The sequence below is a fragment of the Alloalcanivorax sp. C16-1 genome, from assembly GCF_046507805.1.
Lineage (GTDB): Bacteria > Pseudomonadota > Gammaproteobacteria > Pseudomonadales > Alcanivoracaceae > Alloalcanivorax.
Window position 1 is genome coordinate 204,413 of the sequence record NZ_JBKFTK010000004.1, and the last position, 21,168, is coordinate 225,580.

At 65.6% G+C, this 21,168-nt stretch carries 11 protein-coding genes and 1 tRNA gene; 6 read left to right on the forward strand and 6 right to left on the reverse strand.

What is annotated here, in order from left to right:
* Positions 1-18 precede the first annotated feature (18 nt).
* The 3 genes from ACLD0W_RS14735 to ACLD0W_RS14745 all read left to right on the forward strand — a co-directional run bounded on the left by ACLD0W_RS14735 (position 19) and on the right by ACLD0W_RS14745 (position 2,128).
* On the forward strand, positions 19-303 hold the full coding sequence (locus ACLD0W_RS14735; protein ID WP_410308239.1) for an oxidative damage protection protein: 285 nt from the start codon (positions 19-21) through the stop codon (positions 301-303).
* Positions 304-352: 49 nt separating this feature from the next.
* Positions 353-428, forward strand: a tRNA-Phe gene (locus tag ACLD0W_RS14740).
* A gap of 392 nt (positions 429-820) precedes the next feature.
* Entirely contained in the window at positions 821-2,128 is a 1,308-nt protein-coding gene (locus tag ACLD0W_RS14745) for a PstS family phosphate ABC transporter substrate-binding protein (RefSeq protein WP_410308240.1), read from the forward strand.
* A gap of 53 nt (positions 2,129-2,181) precedes the next feature.
* On the opposite strand, the gene ACLD0W_RS14750 is transcribed toward ACLD0W_RS14745, so the two are convergent.
* Positions 2,182-2,964, reverse strand: coding sequence for a helix-turn-helix transcriptional regulator (locus tag ACLD0W_RS14750; protein ID WP_410308241.1), 783 nt, complete (start codon positions 2,962-2,964; stop codon positions 2,182-2,184).
* A 66-nt stretch (positions 2,965-3,030) separates the two neighbouring features.
* On the reverse strand, positions 3,031-15,177 hold the full coding sequence (locus tag ACLD0W_RS14755; protein WP_410308242.1) for a filamentous haemagglutinin family protein: 12,147 nt from the start codon (positions 15,175-15,177) through the stop codon (positions 3,031-3,033).
* A gap of 228 nt (positions 15,178-15,405) precedes the next feature.
* Between ACLD0W_RS14755 and ACLD0W_RS14760 the strand changes: the two genes are divergently transcribed.
* The 3 genes from ACLD0W_RS14760 to ACLD0W_RS14770 are packed head-to-tail and all read left to right on the forward strand — an operon-like array spanning position 15,406 to position 17,619.
* Entirely contained in the window at positions 15,406-16,077 is a 672-nt protein-coding gene (locus tag ACLD0W_RS14760; RefSeq protein ID WP_410308243.1) for an STN domain-containing protein, read from the forward strand.
* 1 nt (position 16,078) lies between these two features.
* Positions 16,079-16,630 carry an RNA polymerase sigma factor gene (locus ACLD0W_RS14765; protein WP_410308244.1) on the forward strand — a complete coding sequence of 184 codons (552 nt, stop codon included), beginning with the start codon at positions 16,079-16,081 and terminating at the stop codon, positions 16,628-16,630.
* Positions 16,627-17,619: a FecR family protein gene (locus ACLD0W_RS14770; RefSeq protein WP_410308245.1), complete on the forward strand. Its 993-nt coding sequence runs from the start codon at positions 16,627-16,629 to the stop codon at positions 17,617-17,619. The genes ACLD0W_RS14765 and ACLD0W_RS14770 overlap by 4 nt, the downstream gene beginning before the upstream one ends.
* Here the strand turns inward: ACLD0W_RS14770 and ACLD0W_RS14775 are convergent.
* The 4 genes from ACLD0W_RS14775 to ACLD0W_RS14790 are packed head-to-tail and all read right to left on the reverse strand — an operon-like array spanning position 17,616 to position 21,168.
* Entirely contained in the window at positions 17,616-18,047 is a 432-nt protein-coding gene (locus tag ACLD0W_RS14775; protein WP_410308246.1) for a YbjN domain-containing protein, read from the reverse strand. The two genes, ACLD0W_RS14770 and ACLD0W_RS14775, sit on opposite strands and share 4 nt — an antisense overlap.
* Complete coding sequence (locus ACLD0W_RS14780; protein ID WP_228233592.1) at positions 18,047-18,715, reverse strand: DNA repair protein; 669 nt, start codon at positions 18,713-18,715, stop codon at positions 18,047-18,049. Before ACLD0W_RS14780 ends, ACLD0W_RS14775 begins: the two co-directional genes overlap by 1 nt.
* Positions 18,716-18,736: 21 nt before the next feature.
* On the reverse strand, positions 18,737-20,419 hold the full coding sequence (locus tag ACLD0W_RS14785) for a putative porin (RefSeq protein ID WP_410308247.1): 1,683 nt from the start codon (positions 20,417-20,419) through the stop codon (positions 18,737-18,739).
* Between the two features lie 44 nt (positions 20,420-20,463).
* Complete coding sequence (locus ACLD0W_RS14790) at positions 20,464-21,168, reverse strand: energy transducer TonB (protein ID WP_410308248.1); 705 nt, start codon at positions 21,166-21,168, stop codon at positions 20,464-20,466.

A 21,168-nucleotide genomic window follows, 5' to 3' on the forward strand; every position in this document is an offset into this window, starting at 1 on the left:
CCGAACCACGAGGACGCCATGACCCGCACCGTGTTCTGTCGCAAGCACCAGCAGGAACTGGAAGGCCTGGACAAACCGCCCTTCCCCGGCCCCAAGGGCCAGGACATCCACGACAACGTGTCCCGCCAGGCCTGGCAGGAATGGCTGCACCACCAGACCCTGCTGATCAACGAGAAGCACCTGAACGTCATGGACCCCAAGGCCAAGGCCTTCCTGGACGAGCAACGCGAGCGTTTTTTGAACAACGAAAGCGTAGAAAAAGCAGAGGGTTACGTTCCCCCCACCAAAGACGCCAATCAATAGCCCCGCACCCTTGACGGGGCCAAAGCCAGCCGCTTTAATACGCCCCCACGCCCGGATAGCTCAGTCGGTAGAGCAGGGGATTGAAAATCCCCGTGTCGGCAGTTCGATTCTGTCTCCGGGCACCAGACATACAAAAAGGCCCCTGCTCTCATGAGAGCAGGGGCCTTTTTGTATGTCTGGCAATCCGCCTCCGGAATGGAAAGCCCGCTCGCCAGAGCGGCGCCTTTTTGCACCCGGCCCCTTGCGGCCTCCCGCACCGTCCGGCCACCAAACCGTCATTCCCCAATACCCTCCCCGTAGTCCCACCCACTCAACAACAACCACTTAGCGGCCCCCCTGGCCCGATCGGACTCCGGCTGCCCTTCCCCGCCCCCCCTGACAACGATCTGTCGTTTTCCGGAAGCGCAAAATTATTCGTAATGGAACCAAAGCGACATTCGCTCTCGATAGCGTGATTCATGCGGCACCCGCCGCGGGGATTACTCATAAATCGCACCCAATATCGAGGGAATGACTCATGAAGACCATCATCAAGAAGGCGGCCCTGGCCGCCGCCATCATCAGCGCACCGCTGGCCGCTTCCGCCACCGATCTGGTCGGCGGCGGCGCCTCTCTGCCGGCACTCGCCTACATCGGCGACGGCTTCACCACCACCAACCCGGAATCGCGTCTGTCCACCGACGCGGGTCTGTTCGCAGGCTTCGATCCGACGTTCACCCCGTACCAGCAAGTCGGCGTTACCCCTGGCTCCATCTTCGCCGCTTTCCAGAGCGCCAACCCGTCCCACACCGCCAGCTACTGCCAGACCGGCAGCGGCACCGGCAAACGGGTTCTGGTGGGTGTCAGCGGCTTCAGCGCCGACGGCGACTGCCGTGACTACAGCGCCAGCCCGGTGGGCTTCAGCGCTCCGGCCGGCCAGAGCCGCCCGGACTTTATCGGCTCCGACGCTCCGCTGACCGCCGACAACGTGGATGACTTCGTCAACGGCCCCAACACCGCCGGCGACGGCATCTTCCAGATGCCGGCCCTGGGTGCTCTGATCGCGCTGCCCGTGAACCTGATCGGCAGCTCCCGCCCGGATCTGTCCAACCAGCAGGTGTGCGAGATCTTCTCCGGCACTTCCCAGACCTGGAACGACGTGGACAGCAGCCTGCCGACCCAGCCCATCCACGTGATCGTGCGTCAGGACACCAGCGGCACGGTGTTCGCCTTCACTCAGTACCTGGCGGCCACCTGTAACGGCAACTTCGGCCTGGCATCCAACTTCTTCAAAACCTCCGAGAGCTTCACCGCCGCCATTTCCCCGGCCAATCCCGCCAGCCTGTACGCCAACTACAGCGAAGAGTCCGGCAACGCCGGTGTGGTTTCCGGCGTCGGCGCCAATTCCTGGTCCATCGGCTTCGCCAACCTGGCCAACGTACTGGACGCCGGCCAGGACTACGCCGACGTAAACAGCACCGACCCGGCCACCGTCACTTCCGTGAACTACGACACGGATGATCTGCTGGACAACACCGTTCTGGGCGATGTAGATGAGGTCACCGGTCTTCCGCATACCCAGGCTGTCTCGGACATCCCGGTTAGCAACCCCAGCACCCCGGACGGCTGTGTCAACGTTATCGACCCGGCCGCCCAACTGGATCAAGGCTACCCGATCGCCGCGGTCACCAACCTGCTCGGCTACACCGCGAACAACGCCGATCCGCAGGCCCTGCGTGCCCTGGCCCGTGAAGTGGTAAATGGCTCGGGCTCCCTGCCCACCGGCTATGTCCGCCTGGGCACCGCCAACGCCATGGATCAACTGGCCGGCACCTGCATCAACTGATCGACCCGTCAAACGCACGCCAGTGCGGAGGGCGCCTACCCGGCGCCCTTTTTTTATGCGGTTTGTTCGGGGACGGTCGTCGGCGTCGGCAGGAAGAAGCGGTCGTACAGCTGATAAGAAAGCAGGGCCTTGGTGATGGCATGCTGGCGATTACGGGCACGAAGCTTGTGGCAGGCCCGCTGGATATGGCTGGACACGGTGCGTTCACTGATACCAAGCGCCGCACCGATCTCGGCGTTGCAAAGCCCCTCACTGGCACCCCGCAAACAGGCCCGTTCACGATCACTGAGCGGTTCCTCGGGGCGCTCGCCGGGCTCGGCGGCATCGGCAAGAAAACGCCCGACCCGCTCCAGCAGCACCCGGCCGAGCAAGGTGGCGCAGGGCAGGTAAGTCCGGATATGCAGCCAGGCCTGGTCGTCATCACGGTCCATCGCCAGATCCAGCCAGGCCAGTTCACCGGGACCATTCAAAAGCGGCACCGTGCAGCCCGCCCGTAGCCCAAGGGCGGCACGGCGACGCATGGTGACCCGATAGGCCCGTTCCTGGAAATCCGCGCGCATCATCAACGCCCGCCAATCGATCGGCAGCGCCCCTTGGGTGGCGTACCGGGCCAGCGGGTCGGTGTCCACCGGCCAGTCCGGTGAGATCGGGTTCAGGGAGAGGTTATGCAGCGTGAACAGACCCGCGCCCCCCAGCGACTGCCCCCGCCAGGTGAACACATAATGTCGGAAGCCGTGGGCTTCCATCAGATAGCTTAAACCGGCCCGCAACCGGCCCGGGGTGGTGATCCGGGCCAGGGACAGTATCTGGCCGGCGGTATCCTGTTCGTAGAACATCCGTGTTCCCCCTTCCTTTCTTATCGTTAATAAAACGCCCCCCTGCACGGGACGGCGTATTCGCAGTTACAACATGCTGCGGCGCTCCGCCTCGGTGAGTTCGGCGCTTTGCCGTTCGTCCAGGGCGCCGGCGCCCAGCACCCGCACCGCGCCATCGGGCCGGTAATCCGTGGCACCGGCGCTGCGATCCTGTTCAGGCACCAGCCGCTCCTCGCCGTAGCCGAGGATCTCCACGGTGATCACCGAGGGCCGGTCGCCGCGATTGCCACGGCTCACCTGCTCCGCCGCCTGCACCGCGCTGTTAGCGGCGTTGGTGGCGTTGGTGAGGGCCCCCACATTGACCCGCGCCACCGCCGGCAGGCCACTGGACTCGCCCTGCACCTGGATGTTTTCCGCATTGACCACTTGCAGGGCGGCGATGTTCACATTGCCGGATACCCGAATACCCGCCTCGCCGGCATCAATCACCCCCAGCGGCGCGATCAGGTCGATATCGCCGGGCGGCACTTCCGGGATGGGGGCCAGCGTGGCGATACCGGCACCGGTGGTCGGCGCCACCGGCGACAGGCTCACATTGCCCAGGCCGTCGTAGACCCGGCGCGGCGGCGTGTACACCAGGGTGGTTTTGGCGCCACGGCCGGCGTTGATGTCACCGGCGGCGGACCAGGCGAAGATGTCGCCGCCGTAGGTGGTGAAGATGCGCGACAGCCCCAGGGCGATGTCGCCCTGGCTGTAGAGCTGAATATCGCCCCGGCCCTGGGTAAGGATGCCGTTGTCGCCGCCCTCCGGGCGCACGCCGTCCACGCCCACGATCAGATCGCCGCCGGGCACCAGCATTTGGATATCGCCGCCACCCTCGGTGCGCACCAGGCCGGAATATTCACCGGTGGAGAACATGGTGTAATCACCTTGGTAGTCGGAGGTGCCCGCCTCGCTGTCCACCTTGGGCAGGAAGGTAGAGATAACACGACGACCGCGCAGGTAGCTGCCGGTGCGGTCACCATCAGCATCGTTGTATTCCCGACCGCCGGCGCGCAGTTCCGCATAGTAGAGCTCGCGCAGGAAGATGCGTTGTTGTTCCGGCGACAGCGCCTCGAAATACGCCAGCGCGGTGGTACCTTCCAGGGCGGCATCGCCGTAGCGGTCTTCCAGCCAGGAGCTCAGCTCCTGATCGTAAATCTTGACCACCTTGTCCGGCTGGTCCGCCAGGGGCCGGCCCGGATCGGCCAGGTTGGCCGGGTTCAGGTAGGCGTCGATCAGCGCCTGATAATCCGGGCCGTCCGCGCCCATGCCCACGTTGATGGCAATGTCCGCGCCGCTGCCGATATCGCCGGAAAAGCCCGCCATGCTGCGCACCCAGCCCCGATCCGCCTGGTAGAAGTTACGGCCCGCGGTGACCTCCAGGGTGCCCGGCCCTACCGCGGCGGCGTCGATATAGATCAGGTCGCGGCCCGCCTCGATCACGGACACGTCCGTCGAGGCGTTGTGACCGAAAGCCGCCGTGCGACGCTGGAAGGTACCGTCGAGGTTCACGCCCAAGCCCACAATATCGCGACCGGCACGAATCCAAGCCGGCCGGCCCAGCAGCCCCGAGCGTCCTGTGGCCGGCAAGGTTCCATAGCCCAGGCTGTAGATATCGCCGTCCACCGCGTAGAAGCGGGTCGGCGCCAAACCAGAAACGCCCTCGGCGTCTTCATACGCCTCGCCCCCCAAACCAAAGCGGTAAATGGAATCCGCGGCGAGCACCTCCACCCCCCCATCCAATGAAGGACGCACTTGAATGCTATCCCCCGAGTTACGCGTTCCGTAAATAGAGCCTTCGGACGCTACCAGACTGAGAGTGGAGGGGGCCTCGATACCCGTTGATAGGCTGCTCATCGTTATGTCCCCACCCGCCGCGAAAACAGAGGTTTTTGTCCGGTCGGTCCATAGCCCGGCGCCCGGCAGACCGGCGGTCGGGTCCAGGGTCCGGAATACCGCGTCCCCCACGCTCAACAGACGAGCCGCGCCATCACCCTGTGTCACTGAAAGAAGGCCGTAGGCATTAACACGGGCCCTGGTGATCAGATCGTCCGGCCGAGGATCAGAGTTGCCTGGCACCTGAAACGTCTGCCAGGTCTGCCCGATGGCGCCGGCCCGCACCCGGATATCACCACGCAGATTGGCCACGTTACTTCTCGTACCGTCCGGCAAAGGATTGATCGCCCCGGCGCTGACGCGAAGCTCGCCACCCCCGGTTTGCCGGACGGTACTGTCCGCGTCACGCCAACCGCTGGCACCCACCACCAGGTTCAGGGCCCCCACCGGTGTGGCGTCGGCACCGATAAAGGCGTAGGTGCCAAGCTGCTCGCCGGCGGACACCGACAGATTGCCGCCACCCAAGGCCCCGATGCCCTGGAACGTGGAGAATTTGGGCCTGGAGTAGGTATATTCTTTGCTATAGGTGCCCGGATGAATCCACCAGGCGTCCAAGGCGCCGTCGGCGGAGGCGCCCTGAGTCCAAAGCCAATCCGACGCCGGTAGATCGCCACTCAAATCGCCGCTGGTATAGCCATGGAGGTTACGACCAGCCTGTACCAACACCTCGCCACCACCGGTCAGGAAACCGGCCTGCACATCGGTAACCGCCTCGGAATCCTGGTACTCGGCATAGCTCGCTCCCAGCTCTCCCCCGTCCGGGCGGGCCACGTCGGGCACCTCCCCGGACGGCAGCGCATTGCCGGCGGTGTAGACACCATAGGCGGAGTCATGCCGGTAATCCCGGGCGGCAAGCAGTTCCAGGTCCCCCTGGCCGGTGCGGATCACACTGGTGACTGGCCGCTCATCGTTGGTGATGCCCCGGAGTACCAGAGGTGCATCGGGATTATCCAGTACCAGGTCTCCGGCCAGGGCGCCGGCACGCACCGCGCGCCGGCTGGCGGAGGCCAGATCCGCCCCGGCCACCATGCGGATATCCCAGGACTCCTGGCCCTGGTCCAGCACCGGTGCCAGCGGTTGCAAGGGCACATTGATCGTTTCCGATCCGCTGAGACTGGAAATTCTGAACCCCTCGGGAAGAACCATGCCGGCTGTCAGCTGGATCTCTCTGTTCGTCTCCGTGAGAGGCAAGCTAATACTTTGATACCTGGAAAGATCGGTTCCGGCGGGGATGGTATCCACCTGAATCTGCGGCGGTTGGAAGAACACATAGCCGGCGGCGAATTCCGTCCCGGGTGGCGCGAAGAACACCCCCGAGGTGCCCGCAGGAACCACCCCCGGACCATAAGTTACTCCCGTACGAAGGTCCCTGACCGCTGCGGGCAAGACAATATCCGCCGCCAGGACGCCGTTAACCAGGCTTTGTACGGCAATGACCACGCTTTCCTCGATTGGAACTCCGGCGGGGAGGGTCGCCCTTGTGGGATTGATCGCGAAGGGAAGGCTCCCGTCCACTTGAGAGATGTCCCATCCGCCGGCCAGGGTTAAATCCTGCGGCAAAGTGTAGTCTGACTGGAAACGATTAGCGGTATCCAGCAGACCCGGCTCCAACTCGAAGTCCACGGAAATTTCACTGTCCGGGCTCGTCAGCGGCACACCGAAGCCGTCGCTGATATTGCCGTTCACGGTGAGATCGCCGCCGGCCCGCAGGTTGAACACGCCGGCGGTGCCGGAACCTCTTACCGCCGGGTCCACATCCGGACCGTAGCGGTAGTTCGCCAGGTCCAGATCCCCTTCCGCGCGCAGGTTACCGTCCTCGGTGGCGGAGACGATCTCCACGCCGGGGCGCAACTGGAAGGTATCGGTGGCGTCGCGCAGGCCGGCCAATCGTGCCATCAGGTCGGCATTGGCCAGCGCGCCGTTGACGAAGACCTGGCTGTCCTGGTGAATGCCGTCCATATAGGCTTCGTCGACCACCTGAGTGGTGTCGTCCTCGGCGTCCACCGGGGCATCGTCGTAGGTCCAGAAACCGTTCACCGCCAGTCGCTTGGCACCGCGCACGGTGAGCGGGCCGCCGGCGTCCACCGCCACGTCGTCGCCCTGGCTGCCGCCCAGACGGGGGGCATTCAGGTTGATCACGCCACGAGCCTCGCCGCCGGCGCTCACGTCCAGGGTGGCGCCGTCCACCAGCACCAGGCGGCCATCCCGGGTGGTGAGGTCCAGGGTGGCCCGGTTGCTGCCCTCGATGGCGCCGCCGTGGCTGTCGCGCTTGAGCGTGTCGCCACTGGCGTCGAGCACCGCGCCGCTCTCGATGGTCAGATCGTCACGGGCGGCCAGCCGCAGGCTGCCGGCGTGGTCGCCGCCGGCGCGAACCGTGCCGGCCACGGTGAGGCTGCCGCCATCGGCGGTCACGGACAAATGACGCGCCCGCAGTTCATCGCCGATGACCAGGTCACCGCTACCCAGGGTAAAGTCCCGGCGGTAATCGAAGCCGCCGCCGCCGAGCCGCAGGTTAAGGCCGACGAAATCGAGGATGGTCAGGCCCTCCACCTGAATCGAGCCGCCCTCGAAGCCGTTGTCCGGCTGATCCCCGGCGCGGGCGATCAGGTCACCTTCCAGAGCCACCTGCCCGTTGGCGGCGGTGGCCTTGACGGTGCCGGCGTCGCTGCCCCGGGCGGACACGTCCAGGATCGCGCCGGCGGCCTGGCGCACATCGCCCTGGCGACTTTCCAGCACCACATCACCGCCGAAGCTGTGGCGGGTCACATCGAAGAAGGTCACTTCCCGGCCGGCCACGTCCAGGACGCTGCCCGCCGCCAGTTCCACATCTTCCTCGGCGCGGATTTCAATATGCCCGCTGGGCGCCGCCACGGTGCCGTCGATGCGCACCCGGTTGCCGTCCAGGGTGAGCCGCCCGCCCAGGTCCAGGCCGCTCCGGTCCACCGGTTCGGCGCCCTCCGGTCTGGCCACCGTCAAATCACCGCCAGCGCGGAAGGTCATGTCCGAGCGTGCCTGGCCGGTGAGCACCGGCGCGTTCAGCGTCAGGTTACCGCCCTGATAGTCACCGTCGCCGATCGTCCGCTGGTACACCGAGAGCTGGCTGGCCCGTTCACTGCTGATGCGATCCGAGGCATTGAAGGTCACGTCCGCGAAGCCCAGCATCCATCGCTCAAGGGTCAGGTTGGTCGATTCATCGGTGAGAGGCCCGTTGAATCCGAACAGCACTTCATCGGCGTCCACCTGGAAGGCCCCCGTGCCGGTGCCGGCACCGCCGTCGATTACCGGGCCCGGCTGCGCCGCCACCGGATCGGCGCCTTCCATATAACCCAGCCCGCTCCAGGTGAACCGTTCGGTGCGAATGGTGGCGGTGTCCCCGTCTCCACCCAGGCCGTAGATGGCCGGTGTGATAAAGCGCAGATCCGCGCTGGATTCGCCGGTGCCCGGGTCGAAGGTATCCAGACTGACCGGCCCGATGAAGTTAATGGAATTGGAGGCCTGGAAGCTCAGGCTTTCGATGCCGGGCCCGTCGGCCGGGCGCAGCAGACCATCAAGCACACTTTGAGTCAGCCGCCAACCGGAGGACAGCACACCGTCGGAAGCAGCCTGCGCGAGCGCCGCGTCGGTGCCCACGTTGATGTCTTCCACACCCAGCAACAGGTCCCGGGCGCCCAGGGAAATATCACCGATTTCCGCGCCGCCGGATGCCAGCAGCGCCACCGAGCCTTCCCCGAACAGCGCCGCGCCGTCCTCGACCCGCAGGCGGCCGTCGCCGCTGGCGCCGCCGAAGGTCATCAGATCATTGCCGACCACCAGCAGGGCCTGATCCTCGGCCGGAGCCAGAACAATACCGTTGGCCGCGGTCCAGCCCGCCGCCTCGAAGCCCCGGGTGTCGATGGTGGCGCCGGATTCCACCACCACGTCATCGGCACCGTTGACCTGCCCGCCCAGCACCACGGTCCCCGCGCGCAGGGTGGCGCCGGAACGCACCACCGTGGACACCCGGTAGGAATCCAGTCTGCCGTCGAATGACGGCGCGCTCACCCCCAGACCGAGAATAGTGGCGCCCAGGGCGTTGATGTCGTCGTCCACCAGGGTGATGCGGTCCCCCGCGCCCTGCCCTTTCTCGGCCACCACCTCCAGCGGTTTGCCGGTAAACGCCACCATGCCGCCGGCGCCGCCCTCGACCTGCCGGTTGCGCAGCTCCCCGTCGAAACGAAAGACCTGTTCCCCATCGTCCCGCGCGCCACCGAAATCGAAGGTCAGGCTGCGCATGTCCTCGGGAATCAGATACGGCGCCCGCGCGGCACCGAACTCCGCCTGGCGGTTCAGCACCCATTGCGTCAGCGTGGTCTCATCAAAGTCGCCGTAGCGGCGTACCTGGGCGCCGGACATGATCGAGGCCCGGCGCGGCTGCCGGGCCAGCAGCCCGGTATGCGCCACCCCCAGATAAACGCTGGCATCGTACAGCCCGGGCGCGCTGCTTCGAACACCCTGGTCGAAACGCTCGGAAGCGCCGAGTTCCACCCGGTACCCACCGGGCATCAGGGCGTATTCGGCGGGCAACAGGGTATAGGTGCCCGCCGGCAGGCCAGGCACGCCGGCGCCGATGGTTATCCGCTCACCCACCCGGGCGGGCCCGGCCAGGGCCGGGTCGATCGGCGCCACATCGCCGTAGTGGCCCGGGACGATGGCATACACTTCGGCATCACCGTCGCCAGCGTGCCAGGGCGCCGCATTGGCCAGGGCGGTATCAAGAATATTCACTGAGCCCCGCTGGCCGGACCGGAATCCGATGCCCTGGAGCACGCCGCCGGCGGAGGTGTCCACCACCGCGCCTTCCCGGGCGAGGAAAGTGGCGACATCGAAGACGATGCCACCGCCGGTACGCTGCCTCTGGGCGGCGTCGGATATCGGTTCGTCAAACTCAACCTTTTCGCCATCGTAGTAGTAGTTGATGCCGTCGGTGGTGTACCCGTAGGGCAGGATCAGACCATCGGCACTGATCGAGGTGATGCTGTTTGCCCCTAGCGCCACATCCACCTGCACATTACGGACGTCATAGGGCGGGTTGGCCCCGCTTCCGAAAGCGGTGTTCACGACGTCCTTCCCCACCGAGATCAACCCCAACGGCGCCATCACCGCGCCGTTCTGTTCGATGTTCGGTGCCAGTAAATACAGCGCACCGAATACCGAAGGTGGCAGATCCGGGGTCCCCTCCCCACGCCGCCGGATACTGAGCACCGCGTTGCCGGCGTTTTCGATGTCCGGATTGATATCACCGACTCGCAGGGCATTATTGGTGCTGTGGGTAACCGGATAGAGGCGCTCGGCGATCACCTCCAGCTCCTGCTGCGCGGTCAGCACGGCGTTGTCCATCCGGATATCGCCCCGGCTGTCCAGGGTCACCCGCGCGAAGCCTGGCAAATCCACCTCCGCCTCACCGCCGCCGAGCAGCCCCCGGGTACCATGCCCGCCGAAAGCCACCGCCCCCTGGCCCAGATCGATCAGGTCCGCGCTCACCGAAAAGCGGCTGCTCTCATGGGTGGAATTCGGTGAGATATGGCCATTCTCGAACTCGAAGAACGGACCGGTGCCTTGCTGGTTGCTGCTGCCGGGGACCGTCGGCAGCTCGGTACGACCGGCCAGCCTGACGTAGGGCGCGGCCAGCGCCACCTGGATATCCCGGGTTTCCGGGGCGGCTCCGATCACGGCGGCGGACAATTCAATCTTGCCGCCCAGGTCGAGGCCGGTGTCGCCCTCGAACAGGATCGCGTCTTGAGCCCACAGCGACAGACTATCAATCCCCCAGGCCTCGATGTCCTCGCTGTCGAACCGGGCCTGGCCGAAACGCAGGGCGGAATCGTCCTTGCCGGCGGTCAGGTCCGAGGGCAGACCGGACTCAATGCCCTCGCCAACCACGATGGTACGCAACTCGGTTTGGCGTTCGTCACCGATGTTCACCGGCAACCCGATGGTTTCCAGCATCACATCCAGGCGGCCACCGGCGGCGCCATCACCGCCGCTTTCGGCACGCAGCTCACCATCGAAATAGATGCCGGCATTGGAACGCATCGCCAGGCCGCCGGCGTCGCCGGATACCGTGGTGGGTCCTTCGAGGCCCAGATCCAGGTCCGCCTGCGCGCCGGACACGTCGATGACCGCGCCATCCCGGACAATGATGAACTGATTGTTGACCGGATAAAGGCCCTCCACCTTTTCCTCAGGCAGGTTGCTGCCCAGGGTCACCTGCCCGCCATTCAGTACCTCTCCATAGCGCCGGCCTCTCAGGTCGGTGCCGGTGTGAGCAACCCCGGAGACGTCCAGCAGCGCGTTCTCGCCAATCCAGATGGAACGAGCCGGTGTCGCCGCCTGCAGTTGAGCATCGCTGGACGGATTGAGAATATCGATACGCCCGGCCCGGGCCCTCAGGGTACCGTCCACGGTGGTCTGGCCACCCCGCAGCACAATGGACTGCTCCGGGTCCACCTGGATAACCGCATCTTTGCCCACGCTAATGGCACCCGGCCGGCCCTGGCCCTCTGATCTGAGGGTAAGGCTGGCTCCCGGCCGCCGGGACATTCTTTCGTCCTGGTCCGCCATCGGCAGGTACAGAGGCGGTGTCCATACTTCCAAGCCATCGTCACGGGTCGTCGCCGAGGCGGCGTCCGACCGGAAGCGGTATACCGGCAGGGTTACATCAATGCGCTCGCCTTCGGCGACGGATACCCCTTTATGGCCGTTGACGTCGTAATGGGAAAAACCACGCTGGAAATCCTCGGCGGCCAGTTGCAGCACCGGCTTCACCCGCACATCGCGACCCAAGACGCTGCCCGCGGCCAGGGTTTCACCGGCGGCGAACACCACATCATTGGGCAGGGGCGTACCCGCCGGCAGCGTTTGCTGGCTGGGCTGCACGGGAATGCCGTTGGGGAAAGCATCGGCGGGCACGATGTAATCGGAAGGCAAGGTGCCGATGGAGGCGCCCACCACATTGGTGATCACCGATCCGGCCGGCACCGTCTGATTGGAACCATAGACGGTCCCGCCGACCAGCACCCGGAAGGTGCCGGTGGCTGATTCGGGTATGGTCCAGTCCGCCGCCAGGGTCAGCGTATTGGTGGGACTGATGGTGATGGCGCTGTTACCGAGCGCCTCGCCGGGCACGGCGACGGTGCGTTGGTACTGATAGTCGAACGGCAGGGTCTGGCCGGCGGCGATGACCACTTCCTCCAGCAAGGTCAGATCCACCGGTGCCGTTTCACCGGCGGCCAGCAGCCCGCTGGTTTCGAAGGCATCGCCGCCCACCACCACCGCTTCCCCGGTGCGCAGCGTGAGCGTGCCGCCGCCGTCCACGCCGAAACCAAGCAGGTCCCCATCCAGGGTCAGCACACCGCTCCGCGGAGAACCGCTGTTTTCATTGACGGTGGTGGCGGCGCTCAATGTGATGTCGCCGCCACGGCCGCCCATCAGGTTGCCGTCGGCGTCCACGGCGGCGCCAGAGGAAACGTCGATGCGGCTGCCCGCCTCCAGGGTGACATCCTGGCTGGAAATGACCTGGACTCGACCGCCATCGCGGTGCGCCAGGGAAGCCCGGAATGGTTCACGGCGCTGATTGCTCCACAGGCCCCGGGCATCCAGGAAGCCTTCGGCGCCCAGGCGCATCCGGGTTTCGCCGTCCGCGCCTTCCAGGGCGGTACGCACCAGGGAACCGGTGTTGTTGTACGCCTCGATAATGTTGGTCAGCGTAATGTCACCGCCCCGCGCGTTAACGGTGGCGTCCACGTCCACTTGCCCGGAGGCCAGGCGGACGTAACCGCCCGGGGTGACGGTCAGATCGTGGTCCACGCGGATGGCGCCGGCGGACACCAGGTCCACGCCGCCCAGACCTTGCTGGTTGAGGTGTTGGGCATCCAGCCAGACGGTGTTGAGTCGCTCGCCGAGTTCCCCATCCCGTTCCAGCTGGTCGGCGATGGCGTCGAAGTCGCCGATGCGCACATCGGATTCGAAGCCGCCGGCAAGCCCCCGCACGCCGTATTTCCCGATCAGCAATCGTCCGCCCAGGGCGACGCGATTCTGAGCTTGCTGGTAGCCGTCCAGGCCGGCGTCACGGGGACGGTCCTGACGTTCGCCGTTGTAGACGCTGGCATCGATGTCGCCCTCAAGGACGGCGGTGGGGGCGCTGACGATCAGTTCACCGGCATCGCGACCGGTGACATAACCACTTTCCAATCGGCGCTCGCGGATCACGGCCGGGTTGTAATAGGCATCGGTCTGCCCCCAGCGCGCACTGTGACGCTGGTAGCCCCGGTAGACGCCGGTGTAGCGCAGATAGCCCGGCGCCGAGGCGGCGTTGTAAACATTGCCGTCGGCGCCCATCAGCCAGGTCTGACGCACATAGCCGCTTTCCACGTTGAGGGTGCCACCGGACAAATTGACGCTGGAACCGCTCTGGCTGACCACCGCGTTACCTTGCAGGCGCACGGTGCCGCCGGCGGCGGCCCATTCCCGGGCGGAGTGTTCGCTGGTGTCCAGGTAGCCGCTCACTTCCAGCAGACCGCCGGCGGTGTACCAGCGGTCTTCTTCGTAACCACCGGTGCCGGCCGGCACCAGGATAAGGTCACGACGGTCAAGCCACACGTCGCCGTTCTTCAGTGCCGCGCTGTCCCGGTTGAAGGGCGAATCGCGCAGCTCATTACTTTGCACATCCACCAACACATTGTTGGACTCCATTGCCACGCGCACGCCGACGGCGCCGGCCACGTCCACTTCGGCGCCGCTTTCCAGGCGTACCCGGTCCCCGGCGGCCACGGCGACCTGGCCGCCGGTGGCCAGGGTCAGGGAGTCTTTTTCGAACACCACGTCGTTGCCGGAGACGATCTCCACCCGGGACTGGTCGCGGCGATCCGGCAGGTCCGCCAGATTATCGAAATGGCCATCGGTCATCTGGTCGCGGAGCAGGTCCTGATCCGCGGACTCGTCGATCAGTTGTTGGCGGCGGCTGTCCGTGGCGGTGCCGCTGTCCTCGTCGATAAGCACGGCGGTGACGCTGTCCGCCCCCAGAGTGACGCTGCCTTCAGCGTCGCTGGCGGCGTTGAGCAGATGAACGGTGCCGCGGGCGTCCACGCTGGTGGTCGCCACCGCCACCCCTTGCTGGCGCACCTCATGGCCGGTGAGCGTGATGTCGCCTTCCGGAGAAAGAATCAGGCCATCGTTGATGACCTGGCCGGCCTCGCTGCCGGCGTCCAGCGAAGCGGCCACTTCGTTGCCCCGGGTGGTGGAGGCGGTGTTCTGTTCGGTGCCCTGTCCCTTGCGGATATAGAAATCGTCACCGGCGGCCAGGGTGGTCTGGCCCCGGTCGGTGACGATCTCGCCGCCATTGTTGACGCTGCGCCCCAGAAACATGGCGTAGCCGCCACCCTGGGTGCTGGCTCCCGGCGCCCGGGTGGTGATGCGCGCGCCAGCCTGGATATCGATATCCCCGGCGGCATCGGTGAACACAGGCTGGCTGCCTTCCGCGTCGAAGTAGATGCCCCGTTCACGAAACTGCTGGTCACTGATATCGGCGGCGGCGGCCACCAGATTACGTACGTTGACCTGACTGGAGCCGCTGAACACCACACCATTGCGGTTCACCACCATGACGGTGCCGTCGCCCTGGATGCGACCTTGAATCTGGCTGGGTCGTGCCTGCGGGTCATTGACGCGGTTGAGCGCCGCCCAATTGGATTGCTGTTCGAAGTCGACGGTGGTGTCGCGGCCGACGTTGAAGGTCTCCCAATTGAGAATGGCCTTATCCCCGGTTTGCTTCACCGTCACCGTGGTGTGACCGTCCTTGATCGACTGGCTGGGCCCTTCCGCGTTGTGCCATCCGGCGGTATCCGGATTGGCGTCCACCTTGAGCCCGCCCTCGGCCAGACCGTTGGGAATATTCGATGCGGCGTGCCGCGCCGCCTCGCGGGCCGCCTGCTGGGCGGCCCGCTGCGCGGCGAGGGTGCCGGCGGTGCGGCGCAGGTTATCGATGGAGTGACGCAGCTTCGCCGCCGCCTGCTGTTCCGCCAGGGTAGCGGCCCGGGAGCGCCCACTCACCGCAGAGGCGGACGCCTGGGCAGCAGCCCGCGCCGAGGCCTTGGCGGCCATCCAGTCCGCACCCGCCACCCGCGATCCGGCCTCCGCCACCGGCAAGGCGCCCACCGCCAGCATCAGGGCCATCGCTCGCGCCAACGGCTTGAGGGTAAAGGTGGCGTCACCGGGGCGTTTCGCCGACGGGCGCGGCGGGGCGGCATGCTTCAGCTTCATGGGGTTCTCTCAACGCGGACAAAAAGGGCCGGCCGACGTGGCAATGATCGCCGGTCTTCCTGGCATAGACGTTCCGGAACGCCGTGGAATGAACCCATTTCATGGAAAATTCATAAAGCCGGTAAAACGCGCCAGCCGTGAAATATTTCCGACATACTTCCACGCCATAATGCGAAGCTGCGCATTCATAACCGTTTCTTCCCGATCCATGACCGGACCGTTGGCGCCGTGGCCGTAGCCGCTGTTAAACGCTTTGGGGCGACCGTTTCAACCACATTGCGCCTTCTCGCAATCGGATCCCTGCTTATCGGTACCACGGTATTCGGCGACGACGACGCACGGGAATTCGACGTTCCCGCGCAGGCTCTGTCCCGTGCGCTCGAACAATTCAGCGAACAAACGGGGGTGTCGATTTTGGTGACCAGTGATCTGACCAGCGATAAGAAATCCAGCACGGCACGCGGACATTTCAGGCCGATGGCGGCGCTCACCCGGCTATTGGAGGGCACCGGACTGCGGGCGCGTCGCATCGGCCCCTCGGCCCTGACCCTGGTACCGGCTCCGGCGGCACCCGCCGCCACCGATACCGCCACCGTTCCGGTACCTTCCCTCTACGCCGCCCGGTTGCAACAGCACTTCGCCGACCGGGTTTGCCAGCGGCTTGGCGATGCATACGGTCGGATCCGCGTGGCGGTTCAGCTCTGGATCGCCGCCGACGGCACCGTCGAACGGATTCATGTGCTGGATTCCCACGACGCGCCGCGCTGGGGGGACAAGGTGCGCGCGGCGCTGGCCGGCAGTCGGCTGGCGCCGCCGCCGCCCGGCCAGCCCAATCCGGTAACGGTACTGTTGATTCCGTCGGAAGCGGCGACGCCCTGCCCGTCCTCGGGGAGCCGCTGACATGCCCGATACACTGCAACAACCGCTGCGCGATTTGTTCCTCGAACGCTACGAGGAGTTCCGACAACGGCTGCGTACACGACTGGGTTCCCATCAACTGGCGGAGGACGCCCTGCAGGAAACCTGGCTGCGCCTGGAAACCCTGCGCGGCAGCACCGTGGCGATAAAACACCCGGCCGCCTATGTGTTTCGTATCGCGCTGAACGTGGCGGAGGAACAGCGACGCAAGCAGTCCAGACTGATGACACTCGATGACGTTGAAGATCTGTATGCCATGGCCGACGAACTGGCGGACCCGGCCCGGGAAGCGCTGGGCGAACAGGAAATCCGCCTGTTCCGCCGCGCCCTGTCGGAACTGCCCCGCCGGCGCCGCGCGATTGTCACCGCGGCGCGCCTGGAAGAAGTGCCCCACGCGGAAATCGCCGCCCGCCACGGTGTGTCTCTGAGAACCGTGGAAAAGGAACTGCGCGCGGGATTGGAACACTGTTGCCGGCGCCTCGATCGTGAATACGTTCAACGTTTCGGACCCAAAAGCAAAAGGCCCTCTGAATGAACCACCCCTATGATCCCGGTCTGATGGAGGCGGACCGGATCCAGCGAGAAGCCCGGGAATGGCTGATACTGCTCGAATCCGGTCGCGCCACCGCGGCGGACGGCGATGCCTTTCGCCAGTGGTGCGCGCGCAGCCCCGCCCACGCCCGGGCCTTCTCTCACTGCCGGCGTGTCTGGCAAGGCATGGGACAGGCCGCCCGTGCCGAGCAGCAAGACGCCGAGCAGCAGCACAAGGTGGTGCCGCTCACGCCGCGCCGCGCGCCGGGCTTCAGCCGGCGGGCGTTTCTGGGCGGGGCGGTGGCCGCGTGCGCCGGCTGGGTGGCGCTGCGCTCGCCGCTGGATCTATGGCCCGGAGCCGACGTTCTGAGCGCGGATCTGTGGACCGCCACCGGCGAACAACGCCGGGTGGTACTCCCCCACACCGCCACCCTGGAGCTGAACACCCAGACCCGTATTGATCTGCGTAAAAGCGGCGACACCGTCACCGGGCTGATGCTGCGCGCCGGAGAAACCGAGGTGACCACCTCGACCACCAACCGCCAGCGCTTCACGGTGGCGGCGGGACGCGGCCGCGTGGAAGCCCGGCACGCGCGCTTCAATGTGCGCTTTACCGACGACCGGGTGCAGGTCACCTGCCTGAGCGGCGAACTGACCGTGGCCCACGGGCAGGACCGGGCGCGCCTGCAATCCGCTCAGCAGGTGGTGTACAACGAGGAAAGGCTGACCGGAGTAAAGGCGGTGAACACGGACCGGGTAAGCGCCTGGCGCGAGCGCCTGCTGGTTTTTGACGGGACCCCCCTGTCAGCGGTTGTCGAGGAAGTGAACCGTTACCGGCCGGGCCGTATTCTGCTGCTCGATGACCGCCTGGGCCGCACCCCGGTGCAAGCCTACCTGTCCCTGGACCGGCTGCAGGACTTCGCGGCACTGGTGCGCGAAGTCCATGGCGCCACCGTGCGCGATCTGCCCGGCGGCGTGCTGATCATCAGTTAGCCGGTGGGTGCGGTGTAATTCCTGAGAAACAACAGAAATTCCCGCATCAGGCGGTCCCAGAGCTCCACGGCGGTACGCAGGTACCCCTGACTGACACCGCCGGCCACCAGCACGTCCATTTCCAGAACCAGAAAATCTCCCTGCTCACTCAGGCGCCCAAAGCGTTTTCCCCGGTTCCAGGCCGTCACCATGCCTTCCGGCAACTCGCCGTCGATGCGCAGGGCGCAGCTGAGCGTAAAGTCGAGCAAACCGGTTCCGCCCTCCCGGGTGTTGCCCGGGCGTACCGCGAAACCGATCCCCTGGCTGGCGCTGAGCAACTGCCGCGTGCCGTTCTGTTCACTATCGTTGGTGCGATAGCCCGCTTCCTGCAACAGCGCGGCGACGCCGTCGAGCTCGATATCTTCGATAATGTCCTGCTTTTCACTCATTACTGGTCCCCGTCGGGTGTCGGTTTGGACTCGGCATCCGGTACCACCGCATCCACCTGATTGTTGTAAAGCCGGTCGCCGTAGGCCTGCGCCCCTTCTTCAAACTCCACCCGCGCGGAGGCCGCCAGCGGCTGGCGTAGTTTGAACAGACCACCGGCGCCCAGACTCTCGTAGGCGTCAAGAATTTCACGCCCGGCGCGGTACAACTCACCGTTGCGTGCCGCACAGGTTTCCAGCGCCTGGGCCTGTTCAGTAGCGCGCCGCGCCAGCTGCCGGCGTTCCACTTCCTTGTCGCGGGCCATGCCCAGCAATTGGTCGTAGGCGTCACGCACTTGCTGATTGCGTTCGCGGCTTTCCGCCAACCGGCCAGCGCTGGCCCGGCGCTGAGCGGCCAGCTTCTTGTCGCTGTCACTCAGGTGCGCTTGCATCGCCGCCAGCTTCTCCTCGGCGGCGCGGCGCTCCGCTTCGGCACGGGCCGCCCGCGCCTCCCATTGCGTCTGTTGGGAGCGCAACGCTTGCAACTCCTGCCGATTACTGCGCAATTCAGCACGCAGGCGCTCTTCCAGGCTTTGCCCGGTCTGGGCGAGGCCCGGCAGGCTCAAGACCAGGCACAGGCCAGCCACAAAGAACCGCGGCGTCGGCCGCCACCCTGGGTTTGCATTGGTCATGACATTCCTCCGGCGTCTCTCTCAGAAGCGCGCATTGAGCTCCAGTTGCAACACATCGATGGCGAAGGGCTGACCATAAACCTCTTCGGCGCTCAACCAGCGGCCACGGGTGGAGAGCCGGTCGGTAAAGGCGTAGGCGCCACCCAGGAAATAACCCTTGGCGTTGGTGCCACCGAGGTGGAAAGTGGAATCGTTGAAACCGTCCGGCAGCGCATCCGGCTCGATATACTTGTAGCCCAGGAACATCTGCCAATCACCGGAACGCTTCAGATCCAGGCCTTCGCCAAAGGCGGCCTGCAGCATCCAGGCGTCGGACCCGCTTTCCAGCTCGCCATTGAAGTCGAAGTTGTTGTAAATCTGGCCTTCGGAATGTTCCAGCATTTCGTCTTCGTCGTAGGCCAGGTTGTGCACATAATTGGCGGCCATGCGCAACTGGTAATCGCGGAACAAAGACGTGTCCCAGCGCAGGTTGATGTCCAGCAATTGGAACTCCGAGGCCAGGCCCACCAGCTGCGGCTGGGCGGTGGCGGCTTCATTACCAGGTTCCAAAGCGATGTCACGCAACAGGAAAACGGTGTTGCCTTTTTGCATGAAGGCCGGTGCCGACCAGTCGGTGTCGCAGGTCTGATAATCCAGATACAGGAAACACTGCTGTGAACGCTGCCCACGAATATTGTCGAAGTCGTAATAGGCCACCGCCGCCAGCAGGCTATTCTGGTCGGTAAAGCGCCAATTCACACCCAACTGGGCGCCGAACAGCCACTTGTCCTCGCTTTCCGTTTTGTTTTGTTCGTCGGAGGGAAAGTCATCGGACAGATATTCCAATGGGAAGGCCCCCAGCGTGCCGAAAAAGCCGCCGCCCCGGGCCATGCCGGTACCGCGCCAGGCCGCCGAGACGCCATCGAAGGCCAGCTCATCGGAATACAGAATATCGGTGGACACAAACGGATTGTCGGCGCGGCCCGCGGTGAAACTCCAGGCGCCCGGTGTCCAGCGGATATGGGCGCGGTCCAGCCAGATGTCCTTTTTGCTCAGCCCGCCGCCGAGTGTCTGGGTGGTGGATACCGGGCTGTCGCTGCTGCCCGTGGCCAGCCGCACACCGGCGCTCCATTGCTTGCCCAGTTCCGCTTCCAGACCGAAACGGGCACGAATGCGCATGAGGTTCTCGCGATCCTTACGAGTGTTCAGCAATGGAGGAAGAGTATCGTCGTCAAGACGCACGTCGTACTTATCCTCGTTCCACTCCTGGAAATCGACAATCAGGTCGCTGTTGTCGTCGGCCAGGAAGCGGGACTCATTGCGCACTCGCACGTCACCGGACAGGGTGATGCGCGAAGCCCAATCCGGGACGGTATTCGGCGCCGCCCAGTTTTCCCGTCGGGCCTGCGCCATCACTTCTTCCTTGACCTCCTCGCGGATGCCTTCGCGCACGGTCTCCGGGATGTACGGTACCCGCACATCGCCTTCTTGCACCTGGGGCTGCCGACGCTGTTCCGCCAACGCATCGCGGCGGGCCTGGTCCAGCAGCCCCTGGGCCTGGACTTCGGTGATCACGCCCTGCTCCACCAACAAGCGGATCAGGTGTACCGTGGTATTGCCCGACACCGACGGCGTCTCCGGTTCCGGGGTCTGTGCCCGGACCGGGCCGGCCAGCGTGGCGGCCACCGCCACGGCCAGGGTCCAGCGAGAAATTTGCCTGTTCATGCTATCGGCTCCTGAAAGAAGTCTTAGGGAGGGCGGCCGGCGGGTCATCCCGGACGGCGCCCTTGCAGGGACATGTGCACCGGCAACGTCAGCGACGCGGGCGGCTTCTGGTCGAGCGGTTCGAGCTCGCGCAGAGCGGCGGCGATGCGCCGGTCCACGTCCTCGTCACCACTGGATTCCAGTACCTGTACCCGGGTCACCCGACCGTCCGGGTCGAGCCACAAATTGACCTCCAATCGGTAGCTCAGATGCCGGATGTCACGGTCTTCGCGCAGCCGCCGTTGAAAGGCGTAGGACAGGTACTGACCATAGGTCGCATTACCCACGCCGGCCCCGGATCCGCCCCGGCCGCCGCCACTGCCGGCGGCGATATTGAAGTCATCTCCGCCGGCCTGGGCCTCGCCATCGATCTGCATGGCCTCGGAGAGATCCTGGGACGGTGACGGCGGCTCTTCCGGCGTTGGCTCTTCCACCGGCGTGGGCTCCGGCACCGGCTCCGGCTCCACCACTTCCTCCGGTTCCGGTTCCGGCTCGGTTTGCTCCTCCGGCGGCGGAGGCGGCGGTAGCGGCACGATCATGTCCGGCTTTGGGACCTGCCGTTGCACGCCTGCGCTGTCGTGGGCCCACCGCCACAGCAGTACGCCCAGTACCACCAGCGCCAGCAACACCGCCAGCGGCCAGGCCAGGGCGGCGAGGCGTCGCTGCCGCGCCGTCCGCGTCCGGCTCGATTTGCGTGATTGGTGTGGCAT

Excerpts from the sequence above, each read along its gene's own strand:
- ACLD0W_RS14775 (WP_410308246.1), bottom strand. The coding sequence starts at position 18,047 with ATGAGTGAAAAGCAGGACATTATCGAAGATATCGAGCTCGACGGCGTC.
- ACLD0W_RS14735 (WP_410308239.1), top strand. The coding sequence starts at position 19 with ATGACCCGCACCGTGTTCTGTCGCAAGCACCAGCAGGAACTGGAAGGC.
- ACLD0W_RS14785 (WP_410308247.1), bottom strand. The coding sequence starts at position 20,419 with ATGAACAGGCAAATTTCTCGCTGGACCCTGGCCGTGGCGGTGGCCGCC.
- ACLD0W_RS14780 (WP_228233592.1), bottom strand. The coding sequence starts at position 18,715 with ATGACCAATGCAAACCCAGGGTGGCGGCCGACGCCGCGGTTCTTTGTG.
- ACLD0W_RS14770 (WP_410308245.1), top strand. The coding sequence starts at position 16,627 with ATGAACCACCCCTATGATCCCGGTCTGATGGAGGCGGACCGGATCCAG.
- ACLD0W_RS14790 (WP_410308248.1), bottom strand. The coding sequence starts at position 21,168 with ATGCCACACCAATCACGCAAATCGAGCCGGACGCGGACGGCGCGGCAG.
- ACLD0W_RS14745 (WP_410308240.1), top strand. The coding sequence starts at position 821 with ATGAAGACCATCATCAAGAAGGCGGCCCTGGCCGCCGCCATCATCAGC.
- ACLD0W_RS14765 (WP_410308244.1), top strand. The coding sequence starts at position 16,079 with ATGCCCGATACACTGCAACAACCGCTGCGCGATTTGTTCCTCGAACGC.
- ACLD0W_RS14750 (WP_410308241.1), bottom strand. The coding sequence starts at position 2,964 with ATGTTCTACGAACAGGATACCGCCGGCCAGATACTGTCCCTGGCCCGG.
- ACLD0W_RS14755 (WP_410308242.1), bottom strand. The coding sequence starts at position 15,177 with ATGAAGCTGAAGCATGCCGCCCCGCCGCGCCCGTCGGCGAAACGCCCC.